Annotated in this window: 16 protein-coding genes; 11 read left to right on the top strand and 5 right to left on the bottom strand. The window is 40.5% G+C overall.

The features are described from left to right. Positions 1-8: 8 nt before the first annotated feature. The 4 genes from RBH88_RS00795 to RBH88_RS00780 are packed head-to-tail and all read right to left on the bottom strand — an operon-like array spanning position 9 to position 4492. A complete protein-coding gene (locus RBH88_RS00795; protein WP_307879771.1) occupies positions 9-1388 on the bottom strand; it encodes an MmgE/PrpD family protein in 1380 nt (459 codons plus the stop codon). Beyond that, complete coding sequence (locus RBH88_RS00790) at positions 1381-1707, bottom strand: DUF4387 domain-containing protein (protein WP_213691201.1); 327 nt, start codon at positions 1705-1707, stop codon at positions 1381-1383. Before RBH88_RS00790 ends, RBH88_RS00795 begins: the two co-directional genes overlap by 8 nt. Next, the gene (locus RBH88_RS00785) at positions 1704-3104 is read right to left on the bottom strand and encodes an MmgE/PrpD family protein (RefSeq protein ID WP_307879770.1); all 1401 of its coding nucleotides are present in this window, start codon (positions 3102-3104) and stop codon (positions 1704-1706) included. The genes RBH88_RS00790 and RBH88_RS00785 overlap by 4 nt, the downstream gene beginning before the upstream one ends. After that, complete coding sequence (locus tag RBH88_RS00780; protein WP_213691199.1) at positions 3104-4492, bottom strand: acyclic terpene utilization AtuA family protein; 1389 nt, start codon at positions 4490-4492, stop codon at positions 3104-3106. The genes RBH88_RS00785 and RBH88_RS00780 overlap by 1 nt, the downstream gene beginning before the upstream one ends. Positions 4493-4721: 229 nt before the next feature. Here RBH88_RS00780 and RBH88_RS00775 point away from each other — a divergent pair, with 229 nt between their 5' ends. Beyond that, positions 4722-5714 (top strand): DUF128 domain-containing protein, encoded by a 993-nt coding sequence (locus RBH88_RS00775; protein ID WP_307879769.1) that lies wholly within the window; start codon positions 4722-4724, stop codon positions 5712-5714. Between the two features lie 79 nt (positions 5715-5793). On the opposite strand, the gene RBH88_RS00770 is transcribed toward RBH88_RS00775, so the two are convergent. After that, positions 5794-7809 carry a methyl-accepting chemotaxis protein gene (locus RBH88_RS00770; protein ID WP_307879768.1) on the bottom strand — a complete coding sequence of 672 codons (2016 nt, stop codon included), beginning with the start codon at positions 7807-7809 and terminating at the stop codon, positions 5794-5796. Between the two features lie 246 nt (positions 7810-8055). Between RBH88_RS00770 and RBH88_RS00765 the strand changes: the two genes are divergently transcribed. Genes RBH88_RS00765 through RBH88_RS00720 form a run of 10 tightly spaced genes read left to right on the top strand, consistent with a single transcriptional unit; the run spans position 8056 to position 19000 of the window. Continuing rightward, the gene (locus RBH88_RS00765) at positions 8056-9069 is read left to right on the top strand and encodes a Wzz/FepE/Etk N-terminal domain-containing protein (protein ID WP_307879767.1); all 1014 of its coding nucleotides are present in this window, start codon (positions 8056-8058) and stop codon (positions 9067-9069) included. Positions 9070-9079: 10 nt separating this feature from the next. Next, complete coding sequence (locus RBH88_RS00760; RefSeq protein WP_307879766.1) at positions 9080-10948, top strand: nucleoside-diphosphate sugar epimerase/dehydratase; 1869 nt, start codon at positions 9080-9082, stop codon at positions 10946-10948. Beyond that, positions 10929-12053 carry a DegT/DnrJ/EryC1/StrS aminotransferase family protein gene (locus RBH88_RS00755; RefSeq protein WP_307879765.1) on the top strand — a complete coding sequence of 375 codons (1125 nt, stop codon included), beginning with the start codon at positions 10929-10931 and terminating at the stop codon, positions 12051-12053. Before RBH88_RS00760 ends, RBH88_RS00755 begins: the two co-directional genes overlap by 20 nt. Positions 12054-12058: 5 nt before the next feature. Continuing rightward, entirely contained in the window at positions 12059-12721 is a 663-nt protein-coding gene (locus RBH88_RS00750) for a sugar transferase (protein WP_213701630.1), read from the top strand. Continuing rightward, the gene (locus RBH88_RS00745; RefSeq protein ID WP_213699558.1) at positions 12714-13349 is read left to right on the top strand and encodes an acetyltransferase; all 636 of its coding nucleotides are present in this window, start codon (positions 12714-12716) and stop codon (positions 13347-13349) included. The genes RBH88_RS00750 and RBH88_RS00745 overlap by 8 nt, the downstream gene beginning before the upstream one ends. A gap of 12 nt (positions 13350-13361) precedes the next feature. Continuing rightward, positions 13362-14588 carry a glycosyltransferase family 4 protein gene (locus RBH88_RS00740; protein WP_307879764.1) on the top strand — a complete coding sequence of 409 codons (1227 nt, stop codon included), beginning with the start codon at positions 13362-13364 and terminating at the stop codon, positions 14586-14588. A gap of 56 nt (positions 14589-14644) precedes the next feature. Then, positions 14645-15733, top strand: coding sequence for a non-hydrolyzing UDP-N-acetylglucosamine 2-epimerase (gene wecB, locus RBH88_RS00735; protein ID WP_307879763.1), 1089 nt, complete (start codon positions 14645-14647; stop codon positions 15731-15733). A gap of 14 nt (positions 15734-15747) precedes the next feature. Continuing rightward, positions 15748-16869, top strand: coding sequence for a glycosyltransferase family 4 protein (locus RBH88_RS00730; protein ID WP_307879762.1), 1122 nt, complete (start codon positions 15748-15750; stop codon positions 16867-16869). A gap of 3 nt (positions 16870-16872) precedes the next feature. Next, positions 16873-17646 (top strand): acyltransferase, encoded by a 774-nt coding sequence (locus RBH88_RS00725; protein WP_307879761.1) that lies wholly within the window; start codon positions 16873-16875, stop codon positions 17644-17646. A gap of 34 nt (positions 17647-17680) precedes the next feature. Next, positions 17681-19000: a nucleotide sugar dehydrogenase gene (locus tag RBH88_RS00720; protein ID WP_307879760.1), complete on the top strand. Its 1320-nt coding sequence runs from the start codon at positions 17681-17683 to the stop codon at positions 18998-19000. Positions 19001-19006: the final 6 nt, after the last annotated feature.

Below are 19006 nucleotides of genomic sequence, written 5' to 3'. Positions count from 1 at the left end.
TCTCCTCCTTATCCCTCATTCACTGAGAGCATAGCCATAAGATTACGAAGAGTCTTCTTCGTCGGTTCTTCATTCATAATCCAATTCATTATTTCTTCTTGCTGTTTATCTTCGAGAAGCGTGTGGGTAACATCTTTAAATTTTTCTCGTATGTCATCATCTGACATGGGGTTTAGTGGGTCTCCTTTGGCATAATCTACAGTTGAAGAAAAGGTCTCTCCGCGCTTATCTGTTATTTCCACAATAGTTGTTCGTTTTTCAGGATAATGTTTCTGTATTTCAGCATCTTCTTCAATTGCGATCTTCGATGCCAAAGCTCTGACTCGCTCGTCTTTAATACTATCTTCCGTGTATTCCTGAAGACCGGCTTTTCCTCGAACGATCATTGATCCCATTCCATACTGCAAACTGAGCCGAGCATGAAGAACTGTCTGGTAATCGGGAATATCAGACCCCTGTTTTGCATTCTGATGGGTTCGAACCCGTATAAAATCGATATCGTCGGCCGCAAAAGGATGTTCTTTCAAGATATTTTCAACAGCTTCAACAGCGTAGTGAACATATCGACACGAGCAGTAGGGCTTAAAGTATATTTTTAAGAACTCCCACATTCCACCAAGGTCTTCATAAAGAATTTGTGGAACAAATGTATTGGAAAAACAGTGAGCAAAACCCAATCGCCCTTCAATAATTTCCCCTGGCCCCGTGAAACCATTTTCTGCAAGACGGGTTGCAAATATGCCGTTTCTCGCGGCATTCCCCGGATGAAGATGTTTCACATACGAGCCGTCAATCTCGTATTGATTAATACCCGATGCCAGGCTTCCAGCAATACCGAGAGCCGACGTAATGCCATCAGCATCTAATCCCGATAAACTGGCACTTACAATAGTCGTGCCGAAAGTTCCCACTGTCCCGGTAGGATGAAAACCCTTTAAATAGTGAGAGGGATTCACCGATGTACCAATACGCAATGAAACTTCATATCCTAAAGCAAGGGCAAGAAGCACATCGCCTAATGTAGCTTCCTGCTCTTCTGCCAAGGCCAAAGCAGTGGGAATCATAGACGCTCCAGGATGATATGTTGCATATTTAGAACCATCATCAAGTTCTAAGGCATGGGCAGCCACTCCATTGGCAAGAGCAGCGTAAGCCCCTTCCACCTTTTGAGATGTTCCAATAACAGACGCTTTCCCTTGCGGAGCCATTTTCTTCACAAATTTTTGTATCGCCTTCGATGAATCAGCCATAGCCGAACCGGCAATAATGACACCAACAGTATCGAGAAGACATCGCCGTGCTTGATGAACAACCTCTTTAGGAAGATCTGAAAAAGTTGCGCCGGCAGCAAATTCGGCTAATTTCCTTGCATAAGGCTTGTTACTCATCCCATGGAACCTCTAATGAAAAGAGTGGCGCGTACTGCTGACACCCGTATACATCTGTCTCAGATGGCCCGCCACTGGCTATTGAACGACGGAGATTGGCCTTTATACCCATTCCAGGATCAAAAAACATAAAATCAAGCACTTTATCTGTAGAAACATCGTAGACACGGGCGATAGCCTCCTGAGTTACCACACCGCTTTTTTTCACTTTCTCGTAGACAGAACGATCGTCAAAAATAATCTCAAGAGTAATCATGAAGCTCCCTGCATTTTTGCTTCGAACCGTTCTGGCCAGGTCACATATATTTTTTGTTTTCATGAGTGGAACCTCCCAAAATGATCAACAATTTCCCCATAGGAGACAGAGTCTATGGGCCTTTCCACACAAATCTGCCATAAGCCGCTTAAGAACTCTTCTGGATAATAGACATTCACCATACCCTTGAGTTTTTCCAGAAGATCACTGTCAGATACTGGATTTTCAGGTTCTCCCTTCGCTACGGGAATGTACTTTTCAAAAGAGCGCCCATCATGCAGATCTATCTTCATCCAGGCCCCTCGCTCCTCTGGATAAAGGCGATTCATAGCTTCATCTTCTTCAACACGTATTTTGAGTGACGCCTGCCGAAGAACCTCATTATGTAAAGATTCATTGTCGTAATCCTGTAGGGTTACGTGTCCTCGTTCAAGGGCCAAAGTTACGGAAAAGGGAAGGCTGAACATAGCCTCTTCAAAGGTCTCTGGAACAAAGATCTGACCGACTTCGACAATGCCTAAAGCATATGTCTTCACATGAATCGACTGAATATCGTTAAGGCTCAAACCTAATGTTTTTTTTGCCTCCTTCGCCAGGTCGATAGCTGCGTGACAATGCCGACAGGTAGGATATAACTTGGTATAGGTCTTCATGATTTCCCAACGAGTTCCCAGATCTCCCATGAGTGCATCTTCGGAAAACTCGTTATGACACATGGCTTTGAGCCATCCATGCTCTCCTTCAAAAAGAGATCGAGGCCCCTTTGCCCCACCTCTCACCAGATCTGCTGCTAAAACGCCGGCAAGGGCTGCCTTTCCTGGCTGAAGAGGTTTTACTTCAGGATGATCGTGAAGCATCTCTTGCAAACCTGCGCTTTGTAATCCCCCGAGAGATACGGCGTAAGCAAAGGATTCGGCATCAAGGTTATGAAGGCATGCACATGCAGCAGCGGCACCGAGAGCTCCGCATGTTCCCGTCGAGTGGAAGCCCCTTCTCAAGTGAGATGGGTTGATAGCTCGCGCAGCGCGAAGCATTACATCATACCCAACGACAATAGCTCTCAAAAGACGTGTAAAATCGGCTTTTTCCCTTTCTGCAACGGTCAATGCTGCCGGGATAATAGCCACTGCAGGATGGCTTGTTCCCCATCTATGCCCATCATCTAATTCGATTGAATGGCCTAAGGCACCAAGAGCCAATGCTCCATGAAGAGCCGGAACTTTCTTGCCGTAGCAAAGAATGGTTGCTTCCGGCTTTCCACCGAGAGCCAAAAGATATGTAGTGCAAATAGCGGGGAAAACTCCCGTTTTATACCCCGCTGCAACTTCGGCAAGAAAATCGATAAGTACACGACGGGCTTTCAGAAGCACATCTTCAGGAATAGCCGATGCGTTACTATCTGCGTAGAACCGGCTCAATTTTGAAAGATACGTGTTGTTTAGATCGAGGGGAACTTTCATTACGACTCCCCTACCATCTCGAAATGATATTTAAAAATGCCGCTATCAAGGGGATCTTTAAGACTCAATAAATGGTCGATAGTCCAGCGATAACACTTATTCTGTGGGTAGAGAGGTTCATCAGTGAGAAGGGCAACAGAACCGCCAGAAGAGTTCATTTGACCAGGATAGCTCATATAGAAAAAGCGGAATTTAGCACATTTCGCAACAGTGGTAGCTAATTCCAAATCATGCGAAATAACTTCAATAAAAATTCCCAGTTCGTGAGATTGTGTTTTCAAAATAGGTTCGTACTCTCTCATAACGGCATTGCGTCCATAAACATGGAAGAAGAGCTCATAATCTTTATCTCTGGAAGGGCCGATAATATGAGACACTTTTTTTCTCGTGTCTTCTATAATCGTGTCAATATGTTCAATGGCTCGGGGATCGCGGATTCCTACAAAGTGATAGACTCTGTGTCCGGCTTCGCCAGCCCCTTCTAGCTTTACTTTGTAACTTCTATCGGGAGAGGTAACAAATTTGCTTCCTGAAACCTTGGCAATACGATCTGTAACAGACTCATACACGCTTTCGTGCATATCGAGAATTCCACCAGGCAGCCCCTGAACAAAGGGATTGGTTCGCTCGTACATAGAATGAGCGGCCAAGCTATGGGGCGTAGCTCGCTGATTCGGGTGCATCGGTTCAATAGTAAAGTGATCTGGATGAACGGTGGCAATAATAGACTCTTTAACCATCTGAGGCCAACAAACAAGAGAGGCACATTCGGCGGCCTTCCCCATATGAAGACTGATTCCTCTATCAAATCCCCTAAATACGGGGTAGGCTGCTAATACAGCATCGTCACAAGCACGGCCAGCCATAATTACATCGGCACCTTGTTCCAGTGCATAAACAATCTGTTCCACACCCATACTGGCTGTAACATTTGTCGTTTGATCTATTACTTCTTTAGTTAGAGGAAAATCTGCTTCGAGAGGTTCTGTTTCTCCATTTTCAGCTCGTTTCAAGAGCTCATTTTTATCAACTTGAGAATAGATGAGGGCCATTTTAAAGGGTGCGAGATGATGTTCTTTGGCAATATCACGAATAAGATCTGCGTAGAGATCTACTGTGCGATCTGTTCCGGTAGTGCTACATGAACCTACAATCATGGGAACCTTTTTCTTTCTCGATTCGACAAGCATAACTTCGAGATCGTGTCTTTCCCATTCAATTGGGTTATGAGGTTTGTTTGCACCTAAAAAAGTAGGACCTGCGTCGGCGGTTCCCGCATCGGCAGCAAAACAATCAATATGGTGCTTTACCCCTTCGTAGAAAGATTCTTCTTCAATAATGTTGTCACCCAAATTGCCGGTAGACACGAGAAGTGAACATTTTTCCACAACATTCCCTCCTCTTTTTTCGGAAGTTGACTTCCGTTTTGTCATAGGTTAATATAATCAATGTATTTTGTCAACATAAACTTTTTTCTATTTTCACTCAAAAAAACTAGCAAAAAGCAGCCTAAAAGACTAAAACACTTGCTTTTTTCTTTATAGATCATTAATATTCAGGATAGCAATTCGGACAACAATCTCCGAAAATACGCCAAGCAAAAAAGGAGTCTTTTTTATGTTTGCCGACGAAAAATATGCAGCGACAGTAATAGAAATACTTCGCATTCTTTATTTTTCTGAAGGATTACAATCGTCAGGACATATACGAAAACAGCTTGAAGAACGTGGCTATCACCTCGATTCAAGAACGATACGATATCACCTCTCGAATATGGAAACAGAAAACCTTATTACGAGGAAGGGAAACAGGGGGGCCCATCTTACAGAAAAAGGTATTAACGAAGCAAAAATGCTCTTCGTCTTTGATCGTATTGGCACATCCTCTTTTGAAACAGAAAAACTCTCTTCTTACTACTCTTACGATCTATTAAAAAACAAAGGAAGGATTGTGGTCAACTGCCTGCTTCTCGAAAAAGACAAGCTTGAAAAAGCCCTGAAGGAGTTAAAACAGGCTGTTGAAGTTAATATATGTGTTTCTCCATTGATTGGTATAGCTAAAGAGCCAGAAAAGCTTTGGAATTGCAATATCTCTAAAGATTATGTAGCACTTGTATGCGTTTCATCTCGAAACTATGACATCGCTTTTCAAAAAATGGGAATTTACGTAGAAACGTCAGCAACAGGGCTCTATCGCCTTGAGAACTTCACTGCATGTGGTTTTACTGAGATCATTTCTCATACCGGAACAACCTTAAGCCCTGGTGAAATTCTTATTCGGGGCAAATATACCTCTGTGAGCAAACTTGTAGAAACGGGGAATGGACTCGCTACTGCGGCCATTAAAATTTTTCCTTCATTTCTGTATAAAGAGTTGCAAAATGCTCTTAAAAAACTTACACCGTCAATATTCTCCGGTCTTATTTCGCATGGTGGCATTATTTCCCCTTCATACAGAATAAGCTCAAAAGACAGGAATAAAGGCTATATGATCATCTATGGAGGAGCCAACCTTTTTGCCCCCCTCATCGAGAAAGGAATCGCCACCAATCTCTCTATTGCCAGCAGTCTATTCGATGTAGAAAAAATGACCGATATACGAAATTATTAAGGCAGGAAACCTCGCGTCTTACTCTTGAGGTCTCCTGCCTTTTTTCTCGTCTTTTGCAGTTTTTTTAGCTACTCTTCAATTACGCTTGCGCCATAAGAGCCGTGCTTTCTTCTAACGTAAACTCTTCCATAATATTCTGAGTTTCCTCGGCCTGAGACGACATTCTTTGAGCCTCTATGGCTAGCTGTTCTCCCGCACGAGCCGTATCTTCAAAGGCCTGGCTGATCTGACGTATTGTCTCTAACAATTCCTCAATACGTCGTGTAGACTCGTCGGTGTTTTTGCTTAAAGTTTGAGCCTCTGTTGCCTGCCCATAAGACAGCTCTACTATATTCTGCACCGCCTCATTAATCTGGGGCAACATATCACTCGTTTCCCCCACCTTTATCTGTGTATCTTTTATACGCTGAGATGCCTCTTGAAGAATGCCTATCACCGCTTCTGCCGCTTCATTAGTCTTACCCGTATCGGTCACTATCACATCAGTAATAGAGCGAACCTGCTGAGCTGCCTCGGCCGACTCTTCTGCCAATTTTCTAACCTCCTCGGCAACGACAGCAAAACCTCGCCCCGCTTCTCCTGCTCGTGCCGCTTCAATAGCCGCATTTAACGCCAAAAGGTTCGTCTGGTCTGCAATTTTCGTAATAGTCTCTACGAAGATCTTTACCTTATCAATAGATCCCAACAATTGGCGAGAGGCTTCGCCGTTAACAGTTGCCTGATGCACAGCGTTATCTATATTCAACACAATAGAGGAGCTTAGCTCTCGAACCTCTTCTGTAAGAGACTGCGCCTGCTCAGTCAGCGACGCTATCTGCTGAGTTTCTTTAGCCACATCTTGAGCGGTTTCTTCAGAAGAATGAACTACATTTGAAACGGAAGTGGCCGCTTGGAGAATAGAATTAATAGCTAGCTCTGCCTCGTCTACCGAAGCTTTTACTTCTTCCATGGAAGCCGATGTCTCTTCAGAAAGAGCACTAAGGGCCTGTGAACTGTCTAAAGTCTGCCGAGCCTGACGACGCCCTATACCCATAGCATCTCTCAATGAATCTATCATTTTATTTAACTCCGTAGCTATAACACTCATTTCATCGTTACCCTTCGCAAAGCAGCGAACAGCTAAATTTTTCTGGCCTAATTCTTTAACATCAGATGTAAGCATATCTACAGAACGGTTGATTCCAACAGAAATCCACCTTAAGACAATTAAAAGAAGCAAAAAGATACCACCGGCAATATAGAGCAACTGGCGAGTAATAGCACCAACTTGGTTTTTTATTGCCGATGTGGGAAAAGTAACGCCAAGAGAAAAACCGTGTCGGGTGGGAGCAAAGAAAGCATATTGCTCCACACCATCTTGCATAAATTTATCCATGCCGGATTCCCCTTTAATCATGCGGTTTGCAATACCTCGAAGAGACTCAGAAAACTGATGGTGAGTTGCCATGTTGGCCTTCATAACATCCTCTTCATGAGAACTTGCCATTATCAATCCATCTGGAGTCAAAAGGAAGCCTGATCCCTCTCCGCCAATTCTCAAACTAGCCACGAAATCACTTAAGGTAGTAATATCAATATCGCAACCGACAACACCAATCAATTTAGAGTCTTCATAAACGGGAATAGCAGCAGTTGTTACAACACCGCTTGTAATAGAATCAATATATGGGCGTGTAAAAATCGCTTTATTCTGCTCTACAGCTTCTTTATACCACGGTCTTTCGCGGGGATCCCACCCTTCAGGAGGAACCCAGTCGCTTCCCACAACAAACCGGCCGTCGTCTTCCGTTCCCAAATAGACAGCCATTACCCCATCCTTCGCCATTTTCGTCGTCATTTTTTCTAAAGCAGGTTTCAAAATTGAATCAAGACGATAGGATTGTTCCGCCGTAGAGGCCGCCGCATCCATGAAGTTTTCGTATTTCTCGAAAAAAGCCCCTACAATCCGAGCATCTGCCGCAATTGTTTCCATACCAGATGCCTCTAAGTAACGGACAAAAAAACGTTCAGATCTTTGGTTCACAACAAACAGCGCCATGGAAAAGAGAATAAGGACACATACACTAACACCAAGCAACTTCTTTCGAATGGTCAAAACCCTTCCCCCTCCCCAAAAGGTTTGAATTTTGTAACTATTGTATATCATCTTTCTTTTAAACATTAAATATGGAGGGCGCTGTATAATGCATTCATTTTCAAAACCCTATGAGCTTATATTCTAGAGACCCATCGCAGGCAGGCACGAGGAACTCTTTCTTCTTCCTAATTTTTATGTAATATATTGATAGAATAGGTATAATACCCGTGATGATTGATAAACAAGAAAGGGGCCTCTCTAGTTATGGAAGAACAGTTTCACTATTCTCAGAACCCTCAGCCTTATGCTGATGAAGACGAAATTGATATTCTTGATCTTCTGCTTGTACTAGTAAAAAATAAATGGCTTATTATAGGCATTACTTTTCTTTTTGCCTGTGGAGCTCTTATTGCAAGTTTTGTAATGACTCCCGTGTATAGATCATCAACTACTGTTTTTTTATCCAGATCAGATCAATCTGTCTTTATAGACAAGAACACTGATTATGTGCGTAGTGTCTCAACGTTTACCCCAGAGCTTATTACGAAACTATTTTCAACAAACGACGTTGTCAGTAAGACAAAAGCCAACCTGCCACAATCAGAAGCTATCTCATCAATTACCCTTCAAGCAACCGTGGATAACAAAACCCAAATTATCACTCTTAGCACCACAGCAAGCACTTCTACTCTTTCTGCTATGGCTGTGCGAGAAGCTATAAACGTAGCCCAATCTGAATTAGAAACACTTATCGAAGATAAAAATAGTGAGTTTGCTCAGCTTGAAAATGCACTAATTTTCGAGATAAACGAGGTTCAAAAACAGCTTTCAGAAAAGGAAGAAGCTTTAGCCCGCTATATTAAACAAGTAGCCTCTACGCAACAAAACGCACAACTACTTTACCCCTCTTCGTCATTTGAAGCATCCCAAAAAGCCTCTTCACTTTATGCACTGCCAGATGGAGGCCTTGAATATTTACGTCATCTGCGAGAAATAACACTTCTTGAAGATCAATATCGAATGCTTCAACAACGAAAAGCGGCTCTTTCTGAACTGAAACGACCAATCTCTATATCAGCTCTTGGAAAAAATATCTCATCGTCACTTATAAAACCTAAGCGAACGTTAATGGTAGTTCTTGCTACTATACTGGGACTTTTCTTGAGTATATTTGCAGCGTTCATTAGAGAGTTTATGTGTAATGCAAGCAAAGACCCAGAACGTGCTCTTAAGCTTGCAGAGATACGAAATCATTTTTTTCACACGAACCCAAAGTGATCAGGGATGAATGATGTCGAAAAGTAAACGTATGCTTCTTATTAAACTTTGCATAGATGTTTTTCTCGGAGCGTTATCTGCTTATTGTGCCTTTGTTCTTCGTATTGGCCTACCTTTAGATAAATACGCCCCTCGGGCTTTTACTTATATTTATTTAAGTGTTTTCATCAAAATTGTACTCAATTATTACTTCAAGCTACACCGCCAATCGTGGCGAACTGTTGGAACACGCGATGCCCTTGTTCTTGCCAAATCAACTGTAACTTTTGCTCTTGTGGCCTCTTCTGTCGCTTTTATGTTGGGATCTATCTATAATATTCCTCGCAGTATCCCCCTTATTGACGCCTTTGTGTACGCTGTCTTTATGGGAGCAAGTCGATTCGCCTGCCGAATGGTTTTTGAAGAAGTGGTTGGACGTAAAGTCGGCATAAACAAGAAAAGAACGCTCATCATAGGAGCCGGTGATGCGGGAACCATGATAGCTCGCGAAATGCTTCGTCACCCAGAATCAGGTCTTGTTCCAGTGGGCTTCCTTGATGATGACCCTATAAAACAAGATACTCGCTTTTTAGGGCTTGATGTATTTGGGAAAATTGCAGACCTTCAAAACGTTGTTCACAATCACGGCATAGAAGAAGTTGTTATCGCCATGCCATCAGTCCCAGGCTCAACAGTACGCAGAATAGTGGAAATAGCAAAAAAGACAAAAGTTCAATATAGAATTATTCCTGGTATATATGAAGTGTTGAGCGGTAAAGTGTCGATTTCGCTTCTACGACCTGTAGAAGTAGAAGACCTTCTTCGCAGAGAACCTGTCAAACTTGATCTTGACTCTATAGCGGGGTATATTGCAAATAAAGTTGTTCTCGTAACAGGTGCCGGCGGATCTATTGGTTCTGAAATATGTCGTCAGGTTTGTCATTTTTCACCCAAGCTTCTTATTCTTCTTGGACGCGGAGAAAATAGTCTTTTCAACATAGAAAGAGAGATAAAAGAACAATTCAATGCCATACCGTATAAAATTCTTGTAGCTGATGTTCGTAACAAAAGTAAAATGGAAAAGCTTTTTGAAAAATACAAACCGGAAGTCGTTTTTCATGCAGCTGCCCACAAACATGTGCCCATGATGGAATGCAACCCCGATGAGGCTATTTTAAACAATATCGGGGGAACACAAAACCTCGTAAAAAGCGCTCTTAAATTCAATACGCATTACTTCGTTAACATATCTACAGACAAAGCAGTAAACCCCACATCTATTATGGGAGCCTCTAAACGGGTTGCAGAAATGGTGGTGCGAAAAGCTGCCATAGAAGCCAAAGAAGGGCAACACTTTATATCTGTGCGCTTCGGTAACGTTCTTGGTTCTCGCGGCAGCGTTGTTCCCATTTTCAGAGAGCAAATCAGAAAGGGTGGTCCTATAACAATCACCCACCCTGAAATGACACGATATTTTATGACAATACCCGAAGCGGCACAGCTTGTTTTACAAGCGGGAGGAATGAACAAAAACGGACAGGTTTTCGTTCTCGACATGGGCGAACCTGTTAAAATCGTTGATTTAGCTAAAGACATTATTCGCCTTTCAGGCTTTGAATCTGAAGAGGTCGAAATTATCTATACTGGCGTACGCCCTGGCGAGAAGTTGTATGAAGAACTTCTTACAGCGGAAGAAGGCACAACAGCAACTCATCATAAAAAAATATATGAGGCAAAAAGCAATGATTTGCCAAACGATATGGAAGGCAAACTTACATCTTTGTTTGAAGCGGCTTCAAATTGCAACAAACAAGAGATTGTTTCAACTCTAAAAGAAATTGTGCCACGCTGTAAATTTAAAGAAACAGAAGGTGTTATTCATGACTCCATACGAGAATAAAAACAGAATATATCTTTCTTCTCCTCACATGAGCGAAGAGGGATACGAAAAACAATATGTACAAGAAGCCTTTGATACTAATTGGATTGCCCCTCTTGGAGAGAATGTTAATCAGTTTGAAAAAGAACTGGCAACGAAAGTTGGTTCACGATATGCTGCAGCACTTAATTCTGGAACAGGCGCCATTCATATGGCCCTAAAAGCAGCGGAAGTCGGCAAAGATGATATTGTTTTCTGCCAAAGCCTAACTTTCTCAGCAACAGCAAACCCTATTATCTACCAAAATGCAACGCCTGTCTTTATCGATAGCAATTACGAAACATGGAACATGGATCCTCAAAAGCTTGAAGAAGCTTTTGAAAAATATCCCCATGCAAAGGCTGTTTTAGTGGTGCATCTGTATGGTCTTTCTGCAGATATGGATAAAATAATGGATATTTGCAAGAAACACCATGCAACAGTTATAGAAGATGCTGCAGAATCTTTAGGAACTCGTTATAAAAGCAAATATACAGGAACTTTTGGTAAGTATGGCGTATTTAGTTTCAATGGGAATAAAATCATAACTACATCAGGTGGCGGCATGCTTGTCTCAAACGATGAAGAACGAATTCAAAAAGTGCGCTTTTGGGCAACTCAAGCCAGAGATACGGCAAGACACTACCAGCATAGCGAGCTTGGATATAACTATCGTATGAGTAATATTGTTGCTGGCATTGGCAGGGGCCAATTAAAGGTACTCGACCAACGAATTGCCAAGAAAAAATACATTTTTGAATTCTATAAAGAACACCTGGGGCAATTAGACGGTCTTCGTTTTATGCCAATAAACACATGGAATGAACCAAATTATTGGTTATCATGTCTAACTTTATGTGGAAAAGTGAAGCCTCTCGATATTATCGAAAGCCTTGAGAGAAACAATATAGAATCAAGACCTCTTTGGAAACCAATGCATATGCAACCATTCTTTGCGGACTATGATTATATTGGAACAGATGTATCAGAAACGCTGTTTGAAAATGGTGTTTGTCTTCCATCTGATACAAAGATGACAGATGACGACTTAAGTAGAGTTGTTAACATTATTAAAAGCCTGTGGTAAAAAGTATGAAAACGCATAGACACAGAATATATCAACGTTTTTTCAAAAGACCTTTAGATTTTACTTTAGCATCACTATCTATACTATTGCTAAGTCCTGTTTTTTTAATAATTGCAGTGCTAGTCAAAATAAAACTTGGTAGCCCTGTCATCTTTAAACAACAAAGACCAGGTCTTAACGAAAAGATATTCACTATGTATAAGTTTAGAACAATGACGAATGAAAGAGATGCTAATGGAGAGTTGCTTGCGGATAGTGAAAGGCTTAAAAAATTTGGGAAATTTCTCAGATCAACAAGTTTGGACGAGTTGCCAGAACTCTTCAATGTTTTAAAAGGGGATATGTCAATAGTAGGGCCTCGTCCACTTTTAATTGAATATACTCCCCTTTACGACGAACAACAACGGAAACGTCTTAATGTCCTTCCGGGAATAACGGGTTGGGCCCAAGTAAATGGCAGAAATGCTTTAACATGGGAAGAAAAATTTAAATTAGATACGTGGTACGTAGAAAATTGGAATTTTATACTTGATCTAAAAATAATTGTAAAAACGATTCTAGTGGTGCTAAAGCGTGAAGGAATATCAGCGCAAGGTGAAGCTACAATGTCACGTTTTACTGGGAATATTCCAGCACTAGAAAAGCAAAGGAAAGATCATTATGAATAAAGTAAGTGTTATTGGAGCTGGTGGGCATGCAAAAGTTGTTATTAGCACTTTACAAGCTTGTGGTTATGCAGTTGAGGCTGTCTACGATGATAATACGGCTCTATGGAATACATCTATTTGGGGCGTACCGATCATTGGAGGGATACATCTTTTAGAAGGAAAAAACGCTAATGCTCTTATCGCCATTGGAGACAATAAAATTCGTCAAGAGATCGCTTCTCGTTTACCAAAAATAAAATGGATAACAGCTATACATCCTTTTTCGATGGTTCACTCTTCTGCTTCTATCGGAGAAGGGAGTATCGTTTTTGCAGGAACGGTAATACAACCAGATGTCGCAATAGGAAAACATGTTATCATCAACACAAGTGCATCGATAGATCATGATTGCAATATTGGGGATTTCGTACATATCGCTCCCGGATGCCATTTAGCTGGTAATGTACAAGTTAAAAGAGGCTCCTTCCTCGGGGTGGGAACAACTGTCATTCCCAATATAACAATAAATGAATGGGCTACAGTAGGAGCTGGAAGTAATGTTATTACTTCTTTAGGACGCAATAACATTTATTATGGCAATCCAGCTAGAAAAAATCAAATAAATAGAAAAACGGGCTTAACTCAATAAAGGCGGATAAAAATGCATATTATTTATTTACATCAATATTTTGTGCCTCCTGAAGGAATGGGCGGAACAAGAAGTTTAGAAATGGCTCGTAGAATAGTAAGAGCAGGACATAAAGTCACTCTTATAACTTCTGATGCCTATTTTCCCAAGGAAGATTATCATCTAAATGAAAAAGTAAACTACCTTACAATTGAAGGAGTAAACGTTATCGTTATAAAAAATCCATACTCCAATTCTATGTCTTTTACCCAGAGGATTTGTTCATTTTTAAAATTTGCTTTTTTCGCAACCACCGTTGCTTTAAAGACAGAAAAAGTTGATGTTGTCTTCGCCACGAGCACACCTTTAACTATAGCTATCCCTGGAATTATTAGTAAAAAAATTCTTAGATGCCCTATGGTTTTCGAAGTTAGAGATCTATGGCCAGAAATTCCTATTGCCCTTGGTTTCTTAAAAAATCCGATAAATAAATTTTTGGCACGTGCCCTTGAAAAAATCTCATATGCAAATTCGTCACATATTGTCGCTTTGTCTCCAGGGATGAAAGAAGGGATAATAAAGCAAGGATATCCTCCCGTACAAATCACTGTAATACCTAATTCCAGTGATGTTGAACTTTTTAGTGTGAAAAATGAAATTGGAGCTTCTTTTTTAGAATTACATCCTTTTCTGAAAGGGAAAGCTCTCCTTTCCTACGCGGGAACTATCGGGTATGTAAATGGACTTGAATATTTAGTAGAAATAGCTTCTTGTTTGAAAAAGCTAGACCCCGAAATAAAAATCGCCATTGTTGGAGAAGGAAAAGAAAAAGATAATATCATAAAAAAAGCACGCGACAAAAAAGTACTGGGAAAGAATCTTTTCATACTACCAGCCTTAAGGAAAAAAGATATTCCAGCACTTCTCAATGCCTCTACGATATGTTCCTCATTCGTAATTAACAAAAAAGTACTTTGGAATAACTCTGCAAATAAATTTTTTGATGCTTTAGCAGCTGGGAGGCCTATTTTAATTAATTATTTGGGGTGGCAAGCTGACATTATAGAAAAATATAAATGTGGTCTAGTTGTCCCGCCAGATGATCCGATAAAAGCCGCAGAATTAATTTTAAACTACGTGTTGAGTTATAACAACATACGAGAAGCCGGAGAAAATGCCCAAAAAGTCGCTCGTACTATTTATGATAGAAACGTTCTTGCAGAAAAACTAATAAGAGTATTAGTTGATAACTCAAAGTAAAATCAACTTTCCAAAAGTACAAAGGAGATTTCATATGGTTAGGAGCGTTCAATAGATTGAATAAAGTTATTTCACTCGTAGGCGCACGTCCGCAATTTATAAAAGAAGCCGTTATAGCATCTGAAGTATATAAAGCCAACGCATGGAACCATGTCTTGGTTCATTCTGGCCAGCACTATGATGCCAACATGTCAGATCTTTTCTTTCAAGAGCTACAAATTCCAACTCCTCGATACTTTTTAGGAATCGGATCTTCTAGCCACGGCAAACAAACTGCAGCAGTGCTAGATAAATTTGAAGATATACTTCTTAAAGAAAGACCTGATATGATTCTTGTATATGGAGATACAAATACCACTGTAGCTGGAGCATTAGCTGCTGCTAAACTTAAGATTCCTGTAGCTCATATTGAAGCAGGAATTCGGCAAAAACCTAAAGATATGCCTGAAGAGATAAACCGAGTCGTAACAGACCATATGTCTTCTCTTCTCTTTTGTTGCTCTGAGCTTTCCAGTCAAAACCTTAAGCAAGAAAATATAACAAAGGGGGTTTTTATTTCTGGAGATATTATGTACGATCTCTTTCTCAGGATGAAACCTCATTTTTTAAAGGAGAAAATGCTACATGATTTCAATCTTCAAGAGGGCAAATATACGCTTATAACTCTTCATCGAGACTTTAATGTAGATAATAAAGAAAATCTCGTTTCCATTCTGGAAGGGCTCAAAGGTTTTACAGAAGAAACGAAACTCTCTGTGATTTTTCCAATGCACCCAAGAACCCGAAACCGCATAGAAGAATTTAACCTTACTAAATATCTAACTTTTATGAATATCATTCCACCCGTCGGTTATTTAGAACTTATGGGACTTCTGGAAGGATGCACAAATGTAATTACAGATAGTGGCGGCCTACAAAAAGAAGCCTACTTTGCAGAAAAACAAGCCGCTGTAATTATGCCCGATACAGGGTGGAGAGAAATCATAGAATCAGGCTGGAATCAACTTGTGCCAGCAAATAAGGCAGAAGAACTATTGCCTTGTATCTTAGAAAACAAGTCTATTATATATCCCGAGAATCTTTACGGAGATGGAAAAGCCGCTAAAGTTATCATTGAAAACATTATGTCATATTTAAATAAATGAGGTCTTCCAAAACAATGGGAAAAAGAATCTGTCACATTACAACCGTGCACTCTGCAAACGATACTCGAATTTTTATAAAAGAATGCCAATCATTGAGTCAGTCAGGCTATGAAGTGTTTCTGATTGCCCCAGAAACTTCTATGCCTCTATCAGACGTTTCTGTGAATATAAACTTCATACCCAAAGAACATAGTCGTTTTCTCCGTCTGGCACGTGGTCAATGGCATGCACTAAAAGAAGCTCTTAAATTAAAAGCATCTCTTTATCATTTTCATGATCCTGAACTTATCCTTATGGGGCTTATACTTAAACTTATGGGGAAAAAGGTAGTATACGACGTGCATGAAGACCTTCCTCGCCAAATATTAACAAAAGGTTGGCTTCCGCTATGGAGTCGAAAAATTGTTGCTTCTATAGCTGAATTTATTGAATGGGTAGGAACAAAATTTTTTGATGGAGTAATCGTCGTAACTCCATTAATACAAAAACGTTTTCCTTCTTACAAAACGATATTAGTTCAAAATTTCCCACTACTAGGAGAATTGGCTTCTATAGAGACTAAAAATTATGCAAATCGACATCCTTATTTTGCCTACATAGGTGGGATAACTACCATTCGCGGCATCAGCGAAATGATAAAAGCAATAGAACACATAGAATCAACTCATGTAAAACTTATACTTGGCGGGAAATTTAGCCCAGAAAGTTTATATGAGCAAGTTAAATCTCTTAAAGGATGGAAAAAGGTACAGTATGAAGGTTTTGTAAGTAGGGGAAAAGTTGTCCAAATACTGGAAGAAGCAAGAGCAGGGCTCGTCCTATTTCACCCAGTTCCCAACCATATTTCAGCGCAACCCAATAAATTATTCGAATATATGTCTGCTAGTATTCCTGTTATAGCGTCAGACTTCCCTTTATGGCGTCAGATCATAGAAGGAGCTCAATGTGGATTACTTGTAAATCCTCTGTGTCCCCAAGAGATTGCCGAGGCAATGGAATGGATTTTAAACCACCCAAATGAGGCAGAAAAAATGGGGGAAAATGGGCTTAAAGCTGTGCAAAACACCTATAATTGGGAAAAAGAAAAGGAGAAGCTTCTGGCTTTTTACAAGAAACTGCTCGGAGAAGGAGCGTAAAATATGGAGAATAGTAAATATAAATTAATCTCTCCTCAGGCACAAATAGGTACAAATGTATCTTTAGGCCACAACGTCATCATAGAATCAAATGTCGTTATAGAAGACAACGTTGAAATCGGGCATAATGTCATCATTCATTCAGGTGTACATATAGAAAGCTTCTGTAAGATAATGGATAACGTCGTTTTAGGCAAAAAACCGGCAAAGGCCTCTCTTTCTGCTACAACAGGTGAAGAACGAGAACTACCTCCTCTTATTTTGGGAAAAGCCGTTACTATTGGAGCCGGATGTATTGTTTATCGAAGCGCTGTTCTTCACGATCAAGTTTTTGTCGGTGATATGGCTTCTATTCGAGAAGATGTCGAAATAGGTGAGTTCACTATTATTGGACGAGGCGTTACCGTTGAAAATAAGGTTTCTATTGGTCGAAAATGCAAAATAGAAACAGAAGCATACATAACAGCTATGTCAACTATAGAAGATTATTGTTTTATTGCCCCTGAAGTAACTTTTACAAATGATAATTTTCTTGGGCGAACGGAAGAACGTAAAAAGTATTTTGCAGGCCCTATCCTTCGTCGTGGGGCACGAATAGGAGCCAACGCAACCTTGTTACCTGGTCTAGAAATAGGGGAAGACGCTCTAATAGCAGCTGGATCTATTGTTACAAAAAATGTTCCGCCTCGGGTTATCGTTGCCGGAACACCTGCTAGATACTTACGAGACGTTCCAGAAGAACAGCTTATAGAAAATCAAATCTTTTTTGATAAATAGATTAAACTTCGTTTTTGCATATAGAGGTGTAAATATGACGTTACTTCAAAAAATTCAATCAAAAACTGCTTCTGTTGGTGTTATTGGCCTTGGTTATGTTGGCCTTCCTTTAGCAGTTGAAAAAGCAAAAGCCGGATTTCACGTAACTGGTTTTGATATTCAATCGGAGAAGGTCGAGAAAGTAAACAAGGGAGAAAACTACATAGGGGATATTATTCCCCAAGAGCTTAAAGATTTAGTCGCTTCGGGGCACTTGCGTGCTACCAGTGATTTTGTTGATATTGGCAAATGTGACGTCATTGCCATTTGTGTACCTACTCCATTAGATGTATTTAAACAGCCAGATCTTTCTTTTGTGGTGAGTTCTGCAAAGTCTGTTGCTGCCCACATACATAAAGAAATGCTTATAGTTTTAGAATCAACAACATATCCTGGCACAACAGAAGAAGTGCTTTTACCTCTGTTTGAAGAAAAAGGTTTAAAAGTAGGTGAAGACTTTTATTTAGCTTTTTCTCCAGAGCGCGTTGACCCCGGGAACCACTTATATAAAACTAAAAACACGCCTAAAGTTGTTGGTGGATGCACACCCTTATGCACAGAACATGCAAAGGCTTTATACGAAGCAGTACTCAATGCTCCTGTTTTTGCTGTTTCTTCTCCTAAAGAAGCAGAGATGACGAAAATTCTTGAAAATACATTCCGTATTGTTAACTGCGCTCTAGCTAACGAAATGGCTATAGTATGCGAAAAAATGGGTATTAATGTTTGGGAAGTTATTAATGCTGCTGCCACAAAACCCTTTGGCTTTGTTCCTTTCTACCCTGGGCCTGGAGTCGGTGGGCATTGTATTCCCATAGACCCTTTCTACCTAACTTATAAAGCAAGGGCTTATGATTACCATACTCGTCTTATTGAACTCGCGGGAGAAATTAACGACTCTATGCCTGAACACGTTGTAGAACGGCTTATGAACCTTCTTAACGAACAGGCTAAGCCCCTAAAAAACAGCACTGTTCTTCTTTGTGGTGTAGCTTATAAGGGAGATATTGACGACCTTCGAGAATCTCCAGCCCTAAAGATTTGGCAGCTTCTTGAAAGAAAGGAAGCTATCGTTAGTTATTATGACCCTTGTTGCCCCTCTGTAATGTGGAATGGCAAAAAAGTACTTTCTACACCTCTTACAAAAGAAGTTATACAAAAAGCAGATGTAGTAATCATCACAACAGCTCATAAAGAAAATGTTGATTATCAGCTTATTGCAAAGAATGCTCAATTAATCTTCGATACTAAGAATATTTTGAGTCAGGTTCTTAATATAAAACCAGAAGCATTAGAAACTTTGCATATTTTATAAAAAGGA

This window comes from Aminobacterium sp. MB27-C1 (assembly GCF_030908405.1).
Lineage (GTDB): Bacteria > Synergistota > Synergistia > Synergistales > Aminobacteriaceae > Aminobacterium.
The sequence above is the reverse complement of the archived record's forward strand: the minus strand, read 5'-3'. Positions and strand labels throughout refer to the sequence as shown.

What these genes read in the sequence shown, in the direction of transcription:
- RBH88_RS00790 (WP_213691201.1), bottom strand. Translation starts at nt 1,707, where the DNA reads ATGAAAACAAAAAATATATGTGACCTGGCCAGAACGGTTCGAAGCAAA.
- RBH88_RS00765 (WP_307879767.1), top strand. Translation starts at nt 8,056, where the DNA reads ATGGAAGAACAGTTTCACTATTCTCAGAACCCTCAGCCTTATGCTGAT.
- RBH88_RS00720 (WP_307879760.1), top strand. Translation starts at nt 17,681, where the DNA reads ATGACGTTACTTCAAAAAATTCAATCAAAAACTGCTTCTGTTGGTGTT.
- RBH88_RS00745 (WP_213699558.1), top strand. Translation starts at nt 12,714, where the DNA reads ATGAATAAAGTAAGTGTTATTGGAGCTGGTGGGCATGCAAAAGTTGTT.
- RBH88_RS00785 (WP_307879770.1), bottom strand. Translation starts at nt 3,104, where the DNA reads ATGAAAGTTCCCCTCGATCTAAACAACACGTATCTTTCAAAATTGAGC.
- RBH88_RS00795 (WP_307879771.1), bottom strand. Translation starts at nt 1,388, where the DNA reads ATGAGTAACAAGCCTTATGCAAGGAAATTAGCCGAATTTGCTGCCGGC.
- RBH88_RS00725 (WP_307879761.1), top strand. Translation starts at nt 16,873, where the DNA reads ATGGAGAATAGTAAATATAAATTAATCTCTCCTCAGGCACAAATAGGT.
- RBH88_RS00730 (WP_307879762.1), top strand. Translation starts at nt 15,748, where the DNA reads ATGGGAAAAAGAATCTGTCACATTACAACCGTGCACTCTGCAAACGAT.
- RBH88_RS00740 (WP_307879764.1), top strand. Translation starts at nt 13,362, where the DNA reads ATGCATATTATTTATTTACATCAATATTTTGTGCCTCCTGAAGGAATG.
- RBH88_RS00750 (WP_213701630.1), top strand. Translation starts at nt 12,059, where the DNA reads ATGAAAACGCATAGACACAGAATATATCAACGTTTTTTCAAAAGACCT.
- RBH88_RS00760 (WP_307879766.1), top strand. Translation starts at nt 9,080, where the DNA reads ATGATGTCGAAAAGTAAACGTATGCTTCTTATTAAACTTTGCATAGAT.
- RBH88_RS00775 (WP_307879769.1), top strand. Translation starts at nt 4,722, where the DNA reads ATGTTTGCCGACGAAAAATATGCAGCGACAGTAATAGAAATACTTCGC.
- RBH88_RS00755 (WP_307879765.1), top strand. Translation starts at nt 10,929, where the DNA reads ATGACTCCATACGAGAATAAAAACAGAATATATCTTTCTTCTCCTCAC.